General features: G+C 47.2%; 16 protein-coding genes. 6 read left to right on the plus strand and 10 right to left on the minus strand.

Going from position 1 to position 18,834, the window contains the following annotated elements:
* Positions 1 to 176: 176 nt before the first annotated feature.
* Positions 177 to 2,543, plus strand: coding sequence for an ABC transporter permease (locus tag RIF36_RS07320; RefSeq protein WP_350121615.1), 2,367 nt, complete (start codon positions 177 to 179; stop codon positions 2,541 to 2,543).
* A gap of 2 nt (positions 2,544 to 2,545) precedes the next feature.
* Here RIF36_RS07320 and RIF36_RS07325 read toward each other — a convergent pair whose 3' ends face one another.
* Positions 2,546 to 3,376, minus strand: coding sequence for a hypothetical protein (locus RIF36_RS07325; RefSeq protein ID WP_350121613.1), 831 nt, complete (start codon positions 3,374 to 3,376; stop codon positions 2,546 to 2,548).
* A gap of 83 nt (positions 3,377 to 3,459) precedes the next feature.
* Between RIF36_RS07325 and RIF36_RS07330 the strand changes: the two genes are divergently transcribed.
* Genes RIF36_RS07330 through RIF36_RS07340 form a run of 3 tightly spaced genes read left to right on the plus strand, consistent with a single transcriptional unit; the run spans position 3,460 to position 5,429 of the window.
* Positions 3,460 to 4,368, plus strand: coding sequence for a sigma-70 family RNA polymerase sigma factor (locus RIF36_RS07330; RefSeq protein WP_350121611.1), 909 nt, complete (start codon positions 3,460 to 3,462; stop codon positions 4,366 to 4,368).
* Positions 4,369 to 4,411: 43 nt separating this feature from the next.
* Positions 4,412 to 4,981 carry a carboxymuconolactone decarboxylase family protein gene (locus RIF36_RS07335; RefSeq protein WP_350121609.1) on the plus strand — a complete coding sequence of 190 codons (570 nt, stop codon included), beginning with the start codon at positions 4,412 to 4,414 and terminating at the stop codon, positions 4,979 to 4,981.
* 4 nt (positions 4,982 to 4,985) lie between these two features.
* Positions 4,986 to 5,429, plus strand: a complete 444-nt coding sequence (locus tag RIF36_RS07340) for a carboxymuconolactone decarboxylase family protein (protein ID WP_350121607.1) — start codon at positions 4,986 to 4,988, stop codon at positions 5,427 to 5,429.
* 51 nt (positions 5,430 to 5,480) lie between these two features.
* Here the strand turns inward: RIF36_RS07340 and RIF36_RS07345 are convergent, their stop codons facing one another.
* The 8 genes from RIF36_RS07345 to RIF36_RS07380 form a co-directional block, all read right to left on the minus strand.
* Entirely contained in the window at positions 5,481 to 6,710 is a 1,230-nt protein-coding gene (locus RIF36_RS07345) for a hypothetical protein (RefSeq protein WP_350121605.1), read from the minus strand.
* On the minus strand, positions 6,707 to 7,147 hold the full coding sequence (locus RIF36_RS07350; protein WP_350121603.1) for a QcrA and Rieske domain-containing protein: 441 nt from the start codon (positions 7,145 to 7,147) through the stop codon (positions 6,707 to 6,709). Before RIF36_RS07350 ends, RIF36_RS07345 begins: the two co-directional genes overlap by 4 nt.
* Before the next feature lie 2 nt (positions 7,148 to 7,149).
* Entirely contained in the window at positions 7,150 to 8,313 is a 1,164-nt protein-coding gene (locus RIF36_RS07355) for a di-heme oxidoredictase family protein (RefSeq protein WP_350121600.1), read from the minus strand.
* A 154-nt stretch (positions 8,314 to 8,467) separates the two neighbouring features.
* A complete protein-coding gene (locus RIF36_RS07360) occupies positions 8,468 to 12,730 on the minus strand; it encodes a S8 family serine peptidase (RefSeq protein WP_350121598.1) in 4,263 nt (1,420 codons plus the stop codon).
* Between the two features lie 11 nt (positions 12,731 to 12,741).
* Positions 12,742 to 13,557, minus strand: a complete 816-nt coding sequence (locus RIF36_RS07365) for an SDR family oxidoreductase (protein WP_350088714.1) — start codon at positions 13,555 to 13,557, stop codon at positions 12,742 to 12,744.
* A gap of 3 nt (positions 13,558 to 13,560) precedes the next feature.
* Entirely contained in the window at positions 13,561 to 14,055 is a 495-nt protein-coding gene (locus RIF36_RS07370) for a dihydrofolate reductase (protein ID WP_152000927.1), read from the minus strand.
* Entirely contained in the window at positions 14,052 to 14,963 is a 912-nt protein-coding gene (gene fmt, locus RIF36_RS07375) for a methionyl-tRNA formyltransferase (RefSeq protein ID WP_350121596.1), read from the minus strand. The genes RIF36_RS07370 and fmt overlap by 4 nt, the downstream gene beginning before the upstream one ends.
* Before the next feature lie 9 nt (positions 14,964 to 14,972).
* Positions 14,973 to 16,169 carry an exo-beta-N-acetylmuramidase NamZ family protein gene (locus tag RIF36_RS07380; RefSeq protein ID WP_350149329.1) on the minus strand — a complete coding sequence of 399 codons (1,197 nt, stop codon included), beginning with the start codon at positions 16,167 to 16,169 and terminating at the stop codon, positions 14,973 to 14,975.
* A 71-nt stretch (positions 16,170 to 16,240) separates the two neighbouring features.
* Between RIF36_RS07380 and RIF36_RS07385 the strand changes: the two genes are divergently transcribed.
* A complete protein-coding gene (locus RIF36_RS07385) occupies positions 16,241 to 17,461 on the plus strand; it encodes an ABC transporter permease (RefSeq protein ID WP_350069597.1) in 1,221 nt (406 codons plus the stop codon).
* Here the strand turns inward: RIF36_RS07385 and RIF36_RS07390 are convergent.
* Positions 17,458 to 18,201, minus strand: a complete 744-nt coding sequence (locus RIF36_RS07390; RefSeq protein WP_350121592.1) for a polyprenol monophosphomannose synthase — start codon at positions 18,199 to 18,201, stop codon at positions 17,458 to 17,460. The two genes, RIF36_RS07385 and RIF36_RS07390, sit on opposite strands and share 4 nt — an antisense overlap.
* A 102-nt stretch (positions 18,202 to 18,303) precedes the next feature.
* On the opposite strand from RIF36_RS07390, the gene RIF36_RS07395 reads away from it, so the two are divergent.
* Positions 18,304 to 18,813 carry a D-glycero-alpha-D-manno-heptose-1,7-bisphosphate 7-phosphatase gene (locus RIF36_RS07395; RefSeq protein WP_350121590.1) on the plus strand — a complete coding sequence of 170 codons (510 nt, stop codon included), beginning with the start codon at positions 18,304 to 18,306 and terminating at the stop codon, positions 18,811 to 18,813.
* Positions 18,814 to 18,834: the final 21 nt, after the last annotated feature.

Genomic DNA, 18,834 nt, shown 5'->3' on the forward strand with positions numbered 1-18,834 from the left:
TGAACAAAAAGATCGCACCCCAACCTTTTATTTGGGAAATTGGCTTGTAACCTTTTCCTCCCACCTAAGTACTCACTCCAGCCGAAGGAAGGGCCAGTAACCAAAGTTGTGTGCCTTCTGCAACCCTTTTCTTTCAGGCTTGTCACTGGAAATAGACTAGTCAAAAACTCAACATCATGCTTAAGAATTTCCTCATCGTTGCCATCCGGAGCCTTGGTAAAAACCGGCTCTATTCGATTATCAATATTTCGGGGCTTTCGGTAGGGTTCACCTGCAGCCTGCTCATCTTGCTGTGGGTAGCCGACGAAACCTCATTCGACTCCTTTCATCCCAAAGCTGACCGGCTCTATCAGGTGTGGGGAAATGCGGAGTTTGATGGCAAAATCAACTCGTGGCGGTCGGTGCCGTTGCCGACTTATGAAGCATTGAAGGATGCTCATAGTGGCATCGCCAACACCACCGTAGCCGACTGGGGCGGCAACCACCTGCTTAAGGTCGGAGAAAAGCGAATGATGCAGCAAGGCTACTATGTCGGGGAGGAGTTTCTGGAAATGTTTGAGTTTCCCCTGCTGGTAGGAGATGCTGCAACTGTGCTGGACGACCCGTCTTCAATTGTCATTACAACATCTTTGGCTAAGTCACTTTTCGGCGATGCAGACCCAATAGGTCAGGTCATTCGGGTGGACGATAAGAGTTCATTAAAAGTAACTGGTATTCTCAAAGACATACCCAATAACTCGTCGTTTGAGTTGGAATACCTGATGCCCTGGAAGCACAGGGAAGCTATCAATCCCTGGGTGGTTGAAAATAAGACCAATTGGGGCAATTACTCCTTTCAGGTATACGTGGAGTTAGTGGATGCATCGAAGCGGCCCGAGGTGGTAGCTGGCATCGAAAATATGCTTTATGAACACGGCGAAACAGAACTAATTACCAAGTTGTTTCTTCACCCACTTTTGAAGTGGAGATTGTACTCCTCATTTGAAAACGGAAAGATCACCGGAGGCATGAGCGACTATGTCAGGTTGTTTACGGCTATCGCTATTTTTATTCTTGTCATTGCCTGCATCAACTTCATGAACCTTTCCACCGCCCGCTCCGAACGCCGGGCCAGGGAAGTGGGCATCAGAAAGAGCCTTGGCTCGAGAAAGGGCCAGCTGATTGCACAGTTCCTGGGAGAGTCACTCTTTCTGTCGACGCTTTCGTTTTTTATTGCTGTAATCATCTCTCTTTTGGTGCTGCCTGCCTACAACAACCTGGTGGAAAAGGAACTGGTGATTGACTTTGCCTCAACTCAGTTCTGGATCTACTCAATCGCTGTGGTGTTTGTAACTGGTATACTTTCAGGCAGCTATCCGGCATTTTACCTCTCTTCATTCAACCCGGTGCGCACGCTGAAGGGGTCTTTTTCTGTGGGAAAAAGTGGTGCAACACCAAGAAAGGTACTTGTTATCATACAATTTGCTTTTGCCATTATGCTGATGATCAGCACAGTGGTGATATTCAAGCAGATTGAGCTGGCTAAGAACCGGGAGTTGGGCTACAAGCAGGAGAACCTGATCACCATTCAGAACAATGAAGAGATAGCGAAAAACTACTACATCTTCAAAGAGGAGCTGGAGCAGTCCGGTTATGTAGAGTCTGTAACTCGTTCTAACAGTGCCATTACTGATATCAACTCCAACAATTTTTTGGGCTGGCCTGGTAAGCCGGAAACGCAGCGTGTGATTTTCACAACAATTGCCTGCGAATATGACTACGCCAAAACCATGGGTATCGAAGTGTTGATGGGCAGGGACTTTTCGAAGGAATTTACGACCGACACTGCCTCCATTGTTATCAACAAGGCTGCGCTTGATTTGATGGGACTTGAAGATCCCATTGGTACACCGCTGGATCTTTGGGGTGGCAAAAGGAAGTTGATCGGCGTGGTGGACAATGTGATGATGGGCTCACCTTACGATCCTGTCAAACCTATGTTCATGATTTTGGATCCCAATTGGACGGATGCCATTACGGTGAGGCTAAAAGCTACGGATGACTTGCAAGGGTCGCTGGCGGTGGTAGGCGACATCTTTAACAAACACAACCCAGCCTACCCATTTGAGTACACTTTTGTCGATGTGGAATTCCAGAAGAAATTCACTACCATCAATATGACTCAAAGGCTGGCAACTATCTTTTCCTTTCTTACCATTTTCATTACAGGATTGGGACTGTTTGGCCTTGCCTCATTCACGGCGGAGCAGAGGATCAAGGAGATTGGGGTAAGGAAAGTGCTTGGCGCTTCAGTGTTCAGTTTGGTAGCACTCATTTCCAAAGACTTTACCAAGCTTGTGCTTATCGCTTTTGCCGTGTCTGCCCCAATGGCCTGGTACCTGCTAAGCAAATACCTGGAGCGTTATACTATACACACTAATATAGACTGGTGGATATTTCCGTTGGTTGGTATTGTAGCTCTTGGCTTTGCTTTGGCAATTGTTTCGGATCAGGCCCGTAGGGCGGCGCTCACCAATCCTGCCAGGTCGCTGAGGAGTGAGTAAGGTTAATCAGAAAAACCGGGAATGTGCGCTTGATTGATATACCAGTAACCATACTGGTGTCTGAAGCCAAGCAATGCACTGCCGGCAAAAGAAACTTTTTCGCCATTTGGAGTAAATGCGGAATAAGCCAGGTCGACGACAACCCTGGCTTTTTTCTTCTTTAGGCTAAAATCAACTTCTGTGATTTCTTCCTTCGTTACTTCAAAGTTTTTCCAGGCGGCCTGAAATAGTTTTATTTTCTCGACAAATGTTTCTTCCGAAACCTTCTCCTGTCCACTTTGATACAATTCCTTGCATAGGGTATGGCTTGCAAATTCATTCCATTCACTTTTGAGCAATTGATAGATAAACTCCTCTGTATGCTGCGTGAGATCGTGGTTATGGTTGGGGTAAAATTCCTCATAGATAAAGTGGCTCACCATGCCATCCATACGAACATCGTCCATTTCATATATGAAAAGCTCATCGACGATAAACTTGTAAATAACACGGTCACTGTAGCCATCCATGTAGTCGAGGCAAACGCCATGCTCGCCCATGTACTCAAGGAGCTCGTTGAGTTTTTTGGTAATTGAGGCATCGTCAAGATCCTCTTCGGCTTCGAAAGCCGGCTCACCAATGAGTTTGTAGACAGAAATTTTTTTAGCGTTTTTGTGCAACGCCTCGAAGTTTTGAATGTAGTTAAGCCATTCATTTTCTATCGTGGGGCTCAGCTCTGTCTCTGAACCTTCAAAAAATTTGGCTCCTTGTTCTGCCATCAACTTTAACTTGAGAAGGTCGTTTTCCTGCCGAATTTTTTCTTCAGGGGTTAGCTCGTTTTTATCTTCCTCCATTAGATAGTATTGTTTCCTCATTTAAGCTAAGAAAAATTTTCGGAAGGAAAAGTCGAAATAAGAATTGCGCTAACTTTGTCGACATGGCAAGTTCCCGTTTTAACCAGAGGCCTTACGTTAGCCGGTTTGAGGGAGGTGAGGACAGCAATACAATTTTTGCGCAGCTTAAACCCTACCTCTTTTCAGTGGCATACAACATCCTCGGCGAAATACCGGAAGCTGAGGACATTGTTCAGGATGCTTTTGAATCTTTTTTGAAAAAGCCGAACGTCGAAGTCCATAATACGAAATCATACCTCACCAGAGTGGTGGCCAATAAAGCCATTGACCGTTTGAAGGTTTTGCAAAAGGCCAGGGAGAGCTATTTCGGCACATGGCTGCCTGAACCTGTTGTAGATTTTTCTTTCCCCACAGTTACGGATGAAGGTGTGATGAGTTATGAGGCTATGGTTGCGCTCGAAAAGCTTACGCCGGTAGAACGTGGCGTGTTTGTGTTGCGGGAAGCATTCGAATATTCCTTTGCTGACTTGAGTCAACTGTTTGGCCTGAGTGAGGAAAACGTCAGGCAGGTGCTTCATCGGGGAAGGAAGAAAGCCAACCAAAAGGGCATGAGCAGCCAAAAGAGACCAGGAGATAATGCAGCCCGACAATTGGTAGAAAGTTTTTTGAAGGCATGTACTGAGGGAGATACAAAGCAGCTTGAAACACTTCTGAAGGATGACGTTGCCCTCTATTCCGACGGAGGAGGTAAAGTCAAAGCCGCAGTCAATTCGCTTCACGGGCCTGAAACAGTGGCGAAGTTTTTACTGGGCATTTTTAGAAAGAGCTTGCCTTTCAACGTAGAATTAAGGCAGGCAACCGTCAATGGTGCCCCAGCTTTTGTCACCTTTGCCGGAGGTGAGCCGTATTCTGTTTCATATCTTTCGATGACAGGCGATAGCGTAGAAAATATCTACATAATAAGAAATCCGGATAAAATTCAGCTGAAATAGTTGTCACAAAAAGCTGGGCATTCAGACATAAGGAAAAAAGCTTATGTCAGAAAGATTAACACCCATCGAAAAGCCTGGAGGGCTGATGCTCAGAATCGCCTTCTGGTACTCCAAAAGAACCTTTGGGAAAGTGATTACTCCCCTGAAGAAGATTTACTCACGCATGCCAATTGCTTTTGGCACCTGGAGCGGAAAAATCTCCAGCCTTGAGAACAAGCTGCCAATTCCCCTGGAGCTGAGGATACTCCTGAGGATTCATGTAGCTCAGCTAAACGGTTGTCATTTCTGCATCGACATCGGACAGGCACATGCCGTGCAGCGGTTTAAAGACCAGGAGAAATTTTTTACTGTAAATGACTTCGAAGTGTCACCTCTGTTTTCAGACAAGGAGCGGGTAGCGCTCAGGTTTGCTACGGAAATGACGCTGCATAAAAAGGTTGGCGATGATACATACGATAGTTGCAGAAGCCACTATTCTGATGAGCAAATGCTTGCCATCGCCTGGATGGTGACCAGCGAGCATGTGTACAATCTGATGAACCTCACCTTTGAAGTTGAGTCCGACGGGCTTTGTCAGCTTCAATCGAACAAATCTCTAACAATAAATAGCTGAACAAATGAAGCAACGAATTAATATCAAAGACCTTGAGCCGGGCTTTTATCAGGCGATGTTCGGGCTGGGAAAATACGAAGCCTCGACGGGCATCGCTGCCGGGCTTAAAGAACTTATCAAAATAAGAGCATCGCAGATCAACGGGTGTGCCTACTGCCTGCAAATTCATACTGTGGATGCAAGAAAGGGTGGAGAAAGCGAATACCGAATTTATGCACTGAGTGCCTGGTGGGAGTCGCCTTTATTTTCCGATGCAGAAAAGGCTGCCCTGGCGGTCACTGATGAAGTTACACTTATTGCTGACAAGGGATTGTCTGAGGCTACGTACCAGGAAGCTTCCAGGCACTTCAACGACCATGAAATAGCACAGCTGATTGCCCACATTATTGCCATCAACGCATGGAATAGAATCGCCGTGTCAACGCATATGTTTCATGAGGCAAGTTGATTAAGCCAATCCAATCACTTCCCTCCGGGTGGATGCCGGAGGGAAGTTTGATTAAAAATAACTTGACACACCAAGTTGAACGCCGCTAATGAGTGCAGGCGGGTTGCCCAGCAAGTCCGTCTGCTGCATGTAGCGGAAGTTAGCTCGCAGGACGGTTTGGGCTGTCGGACGAAAGCTCACTGCCGGCACTATGGCCCAAAGATGCTCTGAGATATTACCTCCCGTCTCCCGAAACTTTCCCGCATTCCAATCGGTATACTCCAGCCTACAGGCCACGTTCAATACGGCCTTTTCAAAACCCAGCATTGGCCGGTTAAGAACGGGTTGCACAATATCGATAAAGCCACCTCTCTGCTTGTTGCCGTAAGTCTGACTGTAGGTTTCGGGCACGTCTACCATCACCCAGGCCCATTCACCCACGACATACGTTTTGCTAAACGGCAGCGTGGTGTTAACGTCTACAGCCAACACATCCAGGCGTCTTTTATCGTCAAGTACAAGGCCATCGTCTTCAAACTTGTTAAACACCCCACCCATGTACGACAGGCCGATTTCGCCTACCATATTGTGTCTTATCGCAAACTTACCGGTAACCAAAGGCTGCCCATTGCTGCTTTCTTCAAACCTGTCCTTACTGGCCTTTGAAGCAGGCAGGAATGTTTTGTTTTCAGTATTGCTAATGATGGAATCGTCGAAGCCGTTGGTTACATAAGCTTCGTAGCCAAATGCCCAGTCGTTCACATATTGCTTGCCATAGAGCCCAAAGCCGACATTGCTCCAGGTGGCAGGCAGCATTTGGGTCATGGCAACCGGACGATCCACAAACTCCCATTTTGGGCCGTCGTGGTTTTGGTTGAAGGCACCTATTGGATTCATGACTACGCCTCCACGTAAATTAACCAGGGGATGAAAACTAAAATCCATGGCTGCAAATTCTATGGAAATTTCTTTGCCACCTTCCTCCAACTCTAGCTCCGATAGAAACTTAATCTTTCTATGGATGGTGGATGCGACAAACAATGTCATTCTTGGTATGCGGAACGTGTGCCCTTCAGTTACGCCATCTTCACCCATGTACTGGTAGTCGGCTTCGACATACCCACCAAGAGAAACGGGCATTTTCCCCATCTGAAGAAATGGCCTGTTGTAAACGGCGTCCATGTTCATTCCTTTGGCCATTGTGGTATCAACCGGCGCCCGCCGCAATAAAGTGCTGTCTATTTGGGCTTGTACAGTTAAACTTAGGTTGAAAAATATCAGGGTAATGAAAATTGATTTCATGAGAGGTCAATTTTTAACATGTCATTCTCCTTGTCAATGAGGAATCTTCTCAGGTTTTTGTCTGCCGGGCCGTTTTGTACAGCTCCGGTACTGGAGAACTCGCTGCCGTGAGCCGGGCATTGTAGCCTGTCGCCAAACACTTGCAGTTCCGTGCCCTGGTGTGTGCATCGCATGAGTACGGCACTGAAGTCGGTATCCGAGAACCTGTAAACACAGATCGGATATTCCAGCTTTTCATTTTGCACTACCACATACCTCCTGAATGCCTTTTGTCCCTTTTTCTCTTCTTCAAAAGAAGAGAGGGGAACCAGTAAAGACGACCCGGTTATCTGTCCGGTAATGTATTTTGTTCCGGCGCAGCTTTGCAGAAGGCTTAGGCCTCCAAGCATACCCATACAGCCAATGCCACATGTTTTGATAAATTTTTTTCTATCCATGGCTACAGTGATTTAAGAAATTTGAGGATAGCATCTTTGTCTTCTTTGGTCAGCAACTCAAACTGCGTTTTACTGAATTGCCCCTCACCGCCATGTAGCAGTATGGCTTCTTCTATACTTTTTGCCCTGCCGTCGTGAAGCAGAAAATAGTTACCACCTTGTGAATTGGGTGAAAGCCCCAATCCCCAAAGAGGCGGTGTACGCCATTCGTATGTTTCAGCGGAGCCTTCTGTGTAACCGTCATCAAGCCCGGGCCCCATGTCGTGCAGGAGCAGGTCGGTGTAAGGGTAAAATTTCTTGTTGGAAAGCGCTTTGATACTTGTTTCCGGGGTTGTCCACTCTTGAATATGGCAATTGGCGCATCCAATGGACGAAAACAGCGCTTTGCCTTTCACCACGTCAGCATCAGAGCTCGCCCGGGGTATGGGCTCCTTGAGTGTTTGAAGATAGAATACCAAATCGTGAACGACCTGATCGGACACTTCCGGATCGGTAGGCAGGTGAGTGTGTGGGTCAACTGGCTCGAAGGTGGTAGTAACGCCGATGTCCTGGTTATAGGCGTTTACGGTTTGATGAAGCAGGTCAATAGCGGCCGCCTTTTTCCCGAACCTGCCAATGTACTTGCCGTCAACATCTGTATGCGTTGCGCCGGGCTGAAAGTAGGGCGGAGGAGTGATGTAGTTGGGCACGCCCGAAATGCCATCTCCGTCGCTATCGTCGGGGTCGGCATTGGCAAGGATTTGCGCATCTGTCAAAGCTTCAAGGAAACCGAGGCCAGTATTGGCGGGTGGAGTAAATCTGGAGAATGCGACGCCATCAGGAAGCTGCTCTGGCTCATACCCTGGCACGGCCCTGTTTTGCAACTGTGGGCCGCCTTTTCCAATTAACGGGTTGACACCTGGTGCTGATTGACCAAAGCGAGTAAGGGTTGTAAAGGGGTGCCCTTTGCCATCTCCGGCGTGACAGCTCCCGCAAGATGTGGCGACAAATAAGGGGCCAAGCCCGTTAGCAGACGAGAATACTTCGGCATTAAAAGCAAAATCACCGTTAAGGAATCTTTTTCGCTCAGAATTGGAAAGCCCTTCTACGGGCCCATCAAGCAGCGTGTTTTCTTCGGGTGCTTCAGGAATGATCCCCTGGCAGCCACCTAGGACAAGGCAAAACAAACATAAAAAGCATAACGACTTAGTTAATTGCATTTCGACCAACCTTTATTAATTATTAGACAAATATACTCGTTAAATTTTCAAATACAATAAAATTAATTTAGGTTAATCTAAAAATATAAAAGCAAAACTACCTTTTTGAGAACTAATCAGATTATTTTTTGATGAGCCGCTGTTGCCAGCTTTGCGAAGGAGTTGACAGGCGGATGGTGTAAACACCTTTTGGTAGCAAACCGATTGCTATTTCAACAGACTGTCCCGGGCTGGTATCCAGGGAGCGACTAAGAACCTCCTGCCCAGCCATATTGATGATGGATATAACAGCGTCATTTTGCTGCTTGAGAAGTTCAATAGCTATGGTCTCACTTGCCGGATTTGGGAATAAATTGAAGATGTCCGCTGCAGTTTCAACCCCAGTTACTTCCAATACCTGGTACGCCATCGACACAGAATCTGCACAGCCCTCTTCATTGTGGGCTATCAGCATCACGTCATAAATCCCAGCGGAATCGAATGCCAGCAAGGGCTGCTGGGAAATGTCTATCAGGCTTCCGTTGATCATCCATTCCCACGAAGTGGCGCCTGGCGACAGACTTGTAAAAGTGGCAGTTCTTTGCTTTTTCAGGATGAGAACCTCAGGCTCAATAAGGAAGTCTGCAGAGAAGTCGTAAGGGTATATTGAAACTTCAACCGGGTCACTTTCTATAATAGAGTCGATACCTTTTACAATTAGCTTAACAGTGTCCGTCACGTTCAAAACATCGAATCTACTTCCCTTGTGCAGTGGCTCCCCGGTGTTTGCTGAGGTAAAAAGAAAGTTGCTCCCGTTTTCCGGCACCAGAGTGAAGTTTTCGCCGGGGCAAACCGGGCTATTGGACACCAACGGCAGCTCCGACTTGGTGAAGCTCAATAGTTTTGAAACTGATGAGGTACATCCCTGCTCATTGCTGGCCAACAGTCTGATGGTAATTTCGGTTTGCTCTCCCAAAATCAATTGGCTATTCATGGTGTCTCCTATGAGGCTGTCGGCTAAATACCATTGGTAGCCAGTGGCATTGCTGCTTTGATTGACCAGAAGGATCGCCGATTCGAACTGAGTAGTATCAGGGAGATAGGTGAAGTCAACGATGGGTCGATTCAGCTGTACAGAGACCAATACCTTGCGGCTTTCAAAAAGACTGTCTGCATTAGCCACGTAGAACGAAGTGTCTTTATCAAGCAGACCGGAGGTGAAAAAGGCGCCTTCGAAGACTGCGGCCTTGCTAGTCGAATCGGTATAGACTTTTATTTTTGTGGCATTTGCAGCCTGAATAGTTGCGGAGGCATTTGCGCAAATTACTATGGCATCGATGACCGGCTGTGGCGCTCTGTTAGCCACCAAAATAGCTTTAGTGGAGTTGGAAACACACCCTGCTTTGCTGCTCGTTGTTAGTGTTATGTCATAGGTGCCAGGCTGGTTGTATTTTGCCTGAGCATTTTCTAAAGTGCTTTGGGAACCATTGCCAAAGTCCCAGGCCCAGCTCACTGCTTTTTCGCTTTGGCTGGCGAGGCTGATGGTGGGGTTAACACCTGGCTCAAGCAGAACAGTGTCTGAGCTAACGCTGAAATTGGCGTCAAGGCCGTCCATATTAACCTGCACAGAAAACAAGTCGCCAGTGTAGTTGTTGTCAGCGTTTCGCACGAAGAAGGTGGCGGGTGATTTGATGGTATCAGTCAGGTAGTTATTTCCGTGAATCAGCAGCGTGTCTGTGGCTCCGGCGTCGGCAAAGAAATCAAATGAAGTACCACCGGACAGGCTGATGGTAACCGGAGAATCCTTGCAGGCCAAAACTGTCGCAATGGTTCTCGGTTTGTTTTGGAATTCAGCATACCTGAGGCGGGCTCGCTGCACGGCAGTAATGAGCCCATTTTTTGACTCGGCAGTAATCCAGGCAAAAGCTACTTTTTCACTCTTAAAGGCGCCAAGGTTCCCGATCTTCACACCATTCATTTGAGCAGTGTTATTGCCTGCTCCACTTTGGCCGGCATTCGTTTTGACCATTTCTGCACTCAGCCAGGCAAACTTGAGCGAATCCGAAAGCAGCGAGTCGGTCACGGCCATGTTTTCGTTCAGGTTGTCGATGTCGGCAGCATAAAAAGTTGGAATATTGTTTGTGAGCAGTGCTATCCCACCATAGATATTGTCTTCGTCAATGTAGGTAACTCCAAGTCTTAGAGAGTCGACCCATTCAGTGCGGTTATTGTCGCCGACGCCGATGTTCCAGTTGGCGAAGAGTCCGGCATGAAGGTTCTCGATGGCATCAGAGGAGGTGTTTGTGATCCGATATTCAGTGATTAGGAAATTTCGGTCATCAGCAGAATCCCAAGACAGCGTTTTCTGCTCTACGAGAGTTGATAGAACTTCAGTCAGGCTTGCTGTAAAGCTGTTTTCGTAGTAATTGTCGGCAACTGTTCCGCCGAATAACTTGAGGTGCTTGTTAACGGAGAAATCATTGTTCCTCGTTCCGTATATGAGGTTATTGGCAACGTTGTCAGCTAATGTTGTATCACTATTACCGAGGAGAAACCCAGCATGGCTTGCCACACTAATATTTTGAAACTTGACCCCATTGCCTGCTTTTAGAGAGTCCATTGTGTAGCCAAGGTCTCCTTTCGAGTTAATGGTAAGTGATAGATTGGAAGACGAGGTAGTGGTCGAATCAGGGTGCGTGGTGAACTCAAAATATTGGGTGTCGTTGTAACCAGAAGCTTTGACTTTGGCTTTGAAAATGACCCTGGAACCAGGAGGAGTATTTTCATCCAGAATAGCAGAAAATGCATAGTTGGTAGAGTCAAATGTGGCCAGGTAGGGGGTAGTCCAGGTGTTGCTGCTTAACGTTACCAAATCACTAAGGGGTTCGAGGGTAATTTCAAGACCTGAGGCAGGCTTGAGCCAATTAATGGCTTGCAAATCATAGTGTACAGTGTCGCCAAAAAAGACCTTCTTCCCGGCTTGCGTATACAAAGAATCTTTCACCAAACGCACCGAAGGAGAAAGCGTATCAGTTAGGGCACTGTACATGTTGAGCATACCCCGGCCCAGCAGACCCTTGTACTGAGCATTACCAGCCAGCCCATCCACCGACGTGCCAGTGATACGCAACTGCTCCATTATCTGGATGGCAGAGTATTTCGGGAAATAAGATCTGAGTAAAGCAGCTGCACCAGCCACCTGAGGCGACGAGAAAGATGAGCCATCAGCAGTTCCATAGGTACTGTTGTTCCTTGTTGAGTAGGCGGCGGTGCCGGGAGCTACCAGATCGACATAGTAGCTATAGGTAGCAAAGGACGACTTGGTGCCGTCGTTGGTGGAAGCAGCTACAGACAATACGTTGTCATAACTGGCCGGGTAAAAGGTAAGCTCGGCATTGGTGTTGCCGGCGGCAGCCACTACCACCACATCCCTTTCCAGAACAGCATAGTTAATAATGTCTTGCGCCGCCTGGCTATAATTCCCCGCCGAACCCCAGCTAAGATTGACAACGTCCATGCCCTGGTTAGCCGCATAGATAATAGCTTCGTAAGTACCGAATGAAGTATTGTCTTCCGTTTTAAAGGCCTTCAATGGCACAAACTTAGAATTGAAGCCTGTTCCCGCCATTCCTTTGGCATTGTTGGTTCTGGCTGACGATAAACCGGAAACGTGTGTGCCGTGATCTCCAAAATCTGACTTAGGGTCACTATCTCTATTGGCAAAGTCCCAGCCACGGTAGTCATCTACGTAACCGTTCCCATCGTTGTCGACGCCATCAATGGGGTCATTTGTATTCAGGTAGATATTTTTGCTTAAGTCCTCGTGGGTATAGTCTGCTCCGGTGTCAATAATGCCAATGACAATGGTAGAATCGCCAGTCGTAATCCCCCAGGCATCATAGGCTTTGATAGACGAGAGATAGGGCTGCTTGGGGCTTGCTGTGGCGGCGTCCGGGTCGTTGGGTATCAGAAAGAGCTGCTCTTTGAAAACTGGCTCGGCATAAAGCACATTGTCATACCGAAGTAATTCGTTGATCGTTTCCAGCACATTGCCCTCTGCCAACTCAACTTTGTACATGTTAGCCAGGTATTTGCTTGGCCGCTGGAGCGTCCTTGCGTTTGAATTGGATGCAGGATCGAGTGCCTTCAGCTCCTTTATCGGTATCTTCTGGCCAATAGTGGATGGGGCAATATCGGGAGCGGCTTGTAACGTCCTGGCGCCTGTTGAATAGCTGCCGTCTTTGAATTTAATGATGAGCTGATCAGACTGGATATCCGACGCTGATTTGCCCGACGGTAGTTGGTATCTTCTGCTGGGTTGGGCACTGCTTGCCATGGGCCATAAGACCATGAGCAGCAAAAAACTGCCCGGTAACAACACTTTATACCAATGGCTTACCCTCATTTCTTAAGCTGCTAACGCACCTTTACCTTTCGCACTATCTGTGAGAAGAGAGAAGGAAAAAACCGCTTCACATAAATACCGCCCACTTCTTTCACTCCTCCTATGTACACCTCTTCCTTTTCTTTTTCCACTGCTTTCACAATCGTCCTTGCTGCCGCTTCCGGTGCAATACCATTTGCCTGAGCGTCATCCATCTCGTTGAATTTACCCCCGTCACCAGTAACTGAATTGACGGAAATCTGCGTCCGGATAAATCCAGGACAGATGATGGTCACTTTGATATTGTCGTCGTGCAGTTCTGCCCGGAGCCCGTCGTAGAAGCCATGCAAGGCATGTTTGCTGGCCGCATACCCTGTTCGATAAGGCGAGCTGATGATGCCCACAGCACTGGAGATCACTACATGGTGCCCGTTTTTTCTGCTGATCATACCGGGCAGTAGCGCCTTTGAAAGGGCAATGGCTCCAAAATAATTGACCTCCATTACCTTGCGATCAACATCCAATTGGGTGTCTTTGGCCAGTGAGCGCTGACTGATGCCGCCGTTGTTTACAAGCACGTCGACCACACCAAACATGGCTTCTGCTTCTTTCGCTTTGGCTTCAAGACTTGCTGCATTGGCCAGGTCGACTGTCAGTATTTTTACATTTTCCTCAGCCAGGCCCGGCACCGTTGCCAAACAAGCAGCTTTCACCCTCTCCAGTTCTTCCTGACGGCGAGCCGACAGAATAAGTTTCGCTCCCCTTCTGGCCATTTCATAGGTAATCGCCTCCCCAATTCCTGAAGATGCACCTGTGATCCACACTACTTTGCCTTTTACCTCAGCCATACGCTACTTTCTTTTTTTCCACTGGGTGAATGAATAATTATAAGGATTTTTTTCGTCAGAGGACATGTCTTTTCGACTAACTTCTTTCCAAATGTGTGTGTCAGGAAGAGGATATTTCACATTTCCCTCCACAATTACATCAATTTCTGTGATATAAAGGATGTCGGAAATGGGCTGTGTTTGCTTGTAGACTTCCCCCCCGCCAATGATATAAAGCTCTTCTTCTCCGGCTGCTTTGGCTAACGCTATGCCTTTTTCTATAGAATCAACAACATGGGCGCCCTCCAGGCTGAAGTTTTTGTCTCTTGTTACAATAATAAACGTTCTGCCAGGGAGAATTTTACCAAGCGACTCGAAGGTTTTCCTCCCCATGAGCACATGATGACCCATGGTTTGGTCCTTGAAGTACCTGAAGTCCTTGGGCATATGCCACAGCATTTTATAGTCATTGCCGATGACACCATTCCGGGAGACTGCTACTATTTGGGATATGATCATATTCTATTGCCTCTGAGAAATTCTTCAATGTCCATTCTTTTCTTGCCTTCCATCTGCAAATCCTCGATGGAGATATACCCATCTGCGGTTTTTAGATAGAGGTACGTCTTGCTGTCACTCAGCATTTCTTTTTCGCCCTTTTGGTTGATTTTTCGTGCTTTGTAAACTTTCACAGTTTTGCCCATCAGGCTTGTCCAGGCGGTGGGGTAGGGCGATAGGCCTCTGATGAAGTTAACCACCTGCTCCGTCGGTTGTTCAAAATTGATCTCACAGGTTTCTCTGAATATTTTTGGTGCCGTAGGCGTGTCTTCGAAAACTTCCTGCGGCTTTTCCTTGTAGTTGCCTTCTGCAATGGCTTCGACTGTTTTTAACACCAGTGCGGCTCCCTTATTCATGAGTCTTTCATACACTGTGCCAACGTTGTCCTCATCGCTTATCGGTTCTTTTTCCTGAAAAAGGATATCGCCAGTATCGATTTCGTGTTTCAGAAAAAAAGTAGTGACACCCGTTTCTTTCTCGCCGTTGATAATAGCCCAGTTGATGGGTGCTGCGCCACGGTATTTGGGCAAAAGCGATCCATGCAGGTTGAAAGTGCCTAAGGCCGGCATTTGCCATACTATTTCGGGCAGCATGCGGAAGGCAACTACTATTTGCAGGTTGGCGCCCAACGCCTTCAACTCCGCAATGAATTCTGGCGATTTAAGGTTGGTCGGTTGCAGGATATTGAGCCCCTTATCTTCAGCATAGGCTTTTACAGCCGATACACCCAGCTTTTTACCTCTCCCTTGTGGCTTGTCAGGCGCTGTAATCACCCCAACAATATTCCACCCATTGGTTACTAAAATATCAAGACTTGGTACGGCGAATTCTGGCGTACCCATAAATACTATTCGAAGATCCTTTGTCATGAAGGCTGTTTATTCAAAATCATCATACAACAGATGTTTCTTTCTTATCTGCTTGTATGCATTAAGCTTTTCCTGCCAGGTGGCTTTGATCTCAGCCTCACTCATTCCTTGTTCAATTTGCTTTCGGAGGTCAGGAGTTCCTGCCAGAAGGGCGAAGTAGTTGTTGAAAAAACTGGAGTCGGCTGGCGTTTTCTTGTAAAATGAAATGAGATAGGAAAGATCCACGGCATTGGGTACGGGAGCTTGCCTCATGTCGATACCATAGCAAAGTTTGTCCTGATGCTTTGGATCCATCGACATGCCCGGAATTGGAACGGGAGTAAATTGAAAGTCGCCAAACTCAGGCAAAGGGTAGCCCAATACTTCAAAGGGAAAATGAGTACCTCTGCCCAGGCTCATCATCGTGCCCTCAAAAAGGCAGATAGACGGATACCAGGCGATGGAGTGATCCGTCGGTAGATTGGGCGATGGGCTTACAGGCAGATTATAAGAGCTCCTATGTGTCCAATTTGCCAGCTTGATCACTTGCAAGTCGGCTTTAACGCTATTTTCCAGCCAACCCTCATTGTTGATCATGGTGGCCAGCTCACCCATGGTAAGGCCATAGGCAATAGGAATGGGATGGAGGCCAACAAATGACTTTTGGGCTTCTTCCATAACCGGCCCGTCAATGACATTGCCGAGTGGGTTGGGCCTGTCAAGCACTATAAATGGTAAGCCGTTTTCTGCGCAGGCTTCCATGGCATAGCTCATGGTGCTGGTATAGGTGTAGAACCTGGCCCCCACATCCTGGATGTCAAAAATCACTACATCAAGCCCTGAAAGGTCTTCCTTTGTAGGTTTGTTGTGGCTGCCATACAGGGAAAGGATGGGGATTCCTGTTTTCGAGTCGACTTCATTTCCCACCTTGTCGCCGGCGGGGGTGTCACCCCTGAAGCCATGCTCCGGTGCAAATATTTTTTTAATGGCAATCCCTCTGCTGAGCAGTGAGTCAACCAGATGCGTCTGGCCCAGCATCGTGGTATGATTCACCACCATACCCACGTTTTTGTTTTGCAGGAGTGGCAGGTATTCTTCCATCTGCGCTGCGCCAACTTTTATCTGAGAATCAGCTACCTCTTCCACTAGGGCCTTCTTATCTCCTTGTTTTGCCGCATCAGAGCCGCAGGCAGTCAGCATAATGCTAAAAAATGCAATCCTAATCATAGTGTAAATGTGAGGCATGTCTTTATTTTTGTGAGGGTCGAAACTAATTCTGCTGGCAAAATTAATCATTTTTGAATCTTTCCTACTTTATATCGAAGCGAATAAACAAAGACCATGAAGGGTCATTTTCGGCCTCTATTGGCAGGATCGCTATAGCTAGCATTGCTGTAGGCCTGGCCAGCGCTTTAGTGGCTTTTTTGATCCTGAGGGGCTTTCAGACTACGATCGTTGACAAGATATATGGTTTTGCGGGGCACATGCAGATTTCAAGGTACACCTTGAAATCCAACAATTTTGACGAGCCCCCAATCAGCCTTACGTCTGACTTTTACACTCACTGGAAGGAATATGACTTTGTTTCTCACGTGCAGCCTATTGGCTACAAGATGGGGATTCTTAAAACTGAGGAAGCCGTTTTGGGTGTGGTGTTCAAGGGAGTGACCATCGATTTTGATTCAACCAAGTTTGCGCCAAGCCTCCTGAAAGGTCATTTCCCCCACTTTTCTGACAGTTCTTATTCTCTCGAAGTGTTGTTGAGTAAAAGAATAGCCGATAAGCTGGAGAAGGATGTTGGTGATGAAGTGATCATGTATGTGGTGCAAAATCCTCCCAGGTTCAGAAGGTTGTCGATTGCAGGCATTTATGAGACAGGTCTCGAAGATTTCGACGACAGGATGATTTTAGGGGATTTGGGCCTGGTGCAACGGCTCAACAACTGGCCCGATTCGTTGGTCGGAGGCTATGAGGTGTTTTTGCGTGATCCTTCTGATATGGAAGCTGCTGAAAATGAGATGTACGATGTGCTGGACTCGGACTTATACGCCGATACGGCCGACAACAAATACTTTCAGATATTTGAGTGGCTGCAGATGCTGGACAGGAATGTGGCCATTTTTCTGGTGCTCATTCTTTTTGTTGCCAGCTTCAATATGGTGTCTTTTCTGCTCATCCTCATTATGGAGCGCACCAACATGATTGGGGTGCTGAAAGGCCTCGGGGCCACCGACCTGACGGTAAGGCGAATTTTTTCGTGGAATGGCATGCGACTTATTGCCAAGGGGATGCTTTGGGGCAATGTAATTGCCGGTGGGTTGGGCCTGCTTCAAAGTCAATTTCACATCATACCACTTGATGCCGCCAGCTACTACATGCACTACGTGCCTATCTATTGGGACTGGTGGGCGATTGTGTTGGTAAATATCCTCACTTTTGTGGTAGTGAACCTCACGTTGTTTATTCCCACAACAGTCATTATCAACATCAGACCCATTGCTGCTATCAAGTTTGACTAAGCTTCTACCCGCAGGTATTTCCTGAAAAGGCTATAAATCCTCATTTGCAGCACGCCAAGAACAGCTTCCTGGAAAATGCCCCGGGTCATTTTGGATTCTCCACGGCTTCGGTCGGTAAAAATGATCGGAATCTCCTTAATTTTGAAGCCATACTTCCAGGCTGTGAACTTCATCTCAATCTGGAAAGCGTAACCAACGAACTTAATTTTGTTGAAGGGAATAGTTTCCAGCACATGCCGGCGGTAGCATTTGAAGCCCGCAGTAGTGTCTGACACAGGTATACCGGTAATGAAACGAACATATAAACTGGCAAAAATAGACATCATTACCCGGCTTATCGGCCAGTTGACCACGTTCACCAGCCCGTCGACGTACCTTGAGCCAATGGCAACATCAAAGCCATCCTTGTCGCAGGCGTTAAAAAGCTTCGCAAGGTCTTTAGGGTCATGAGAGAAATCGCAGTCCATCTCAAACATGTATTCGTAGCCCTTATCCAACCCATATTGAAATCCGGCTATATAAGCGGTGCCAAGCCCGTGCTTGCCCTCTCTTTCCAGAATATGAAGTCTTTCTGGCCAAATACTCTGCATGTGCTTAACGATGGCTGCGGTGCCATCCGGAGAGCCGTCATCCACGATAAGCAGGTCAAACTGCATGGGTAAATCAAACACCGCTTCGATCATAAGAGCGACGTTCTCTTTTTCGTTGTAAGTTGGGATAATGACTAAGCCTTTATTCACAGTTTTTGCTAGTGAACGCCAAACATATTAAAACCATTTCGTTTCTTGAATATATAAAGTGAATTTGCCGCTTTTTTAACGATTAAATACCGGGATCAGTTTATGAACAAAGCCATATTTCTTGATAGAGATGGAGTAATTAATGTTGAAAGAGGAGAGTATACCTTTAAACCTGAGGACTTTACTATCGAAAAGGGCGTGAAAGAGGCTTTGGAAATCTTAAAGAAGAAGGGGTACATAACGGTTGTCATTACCAATCAGGCCGGAATTGCCAAAGGTATCTATGCCAGGGAGGACGTGGAGACTTGTCATGCGAAGATGCATGAGCAGTTGCCGGGGCTTATAGACGATGTGTTTTATGCACCACATTACCCACCTATCTCAGAATCGCTGGGCAGAAAGCCGGGCTCCCTGCTTTTTGAAAGAGCATTGGCTTTGTATAATGTTGACCCGCAACAATCATGGATGGTGGGCGACAACGACCGGGACCTGGTGCCCGCCAGAAAGTTGGGAATGCATACGATTGGCATAGGGGCTACAGAAAAGTTTCCCTCCGCTGATGCCTGCGTAAGTAGCCTTCTGGAAGCGGTCACCAATGTCATTATGAAATAGACTAGCGGTAGCAGAAGTTAG

It is taken from the genome of Imperialibacter sp., from assembly GCF_040222815.1.
Classification (GTDB): Bacteria; Bacteroidota; Bacteroidia; order Cytophagales; family Cyclobacteriaceae; genus Imperialibacter.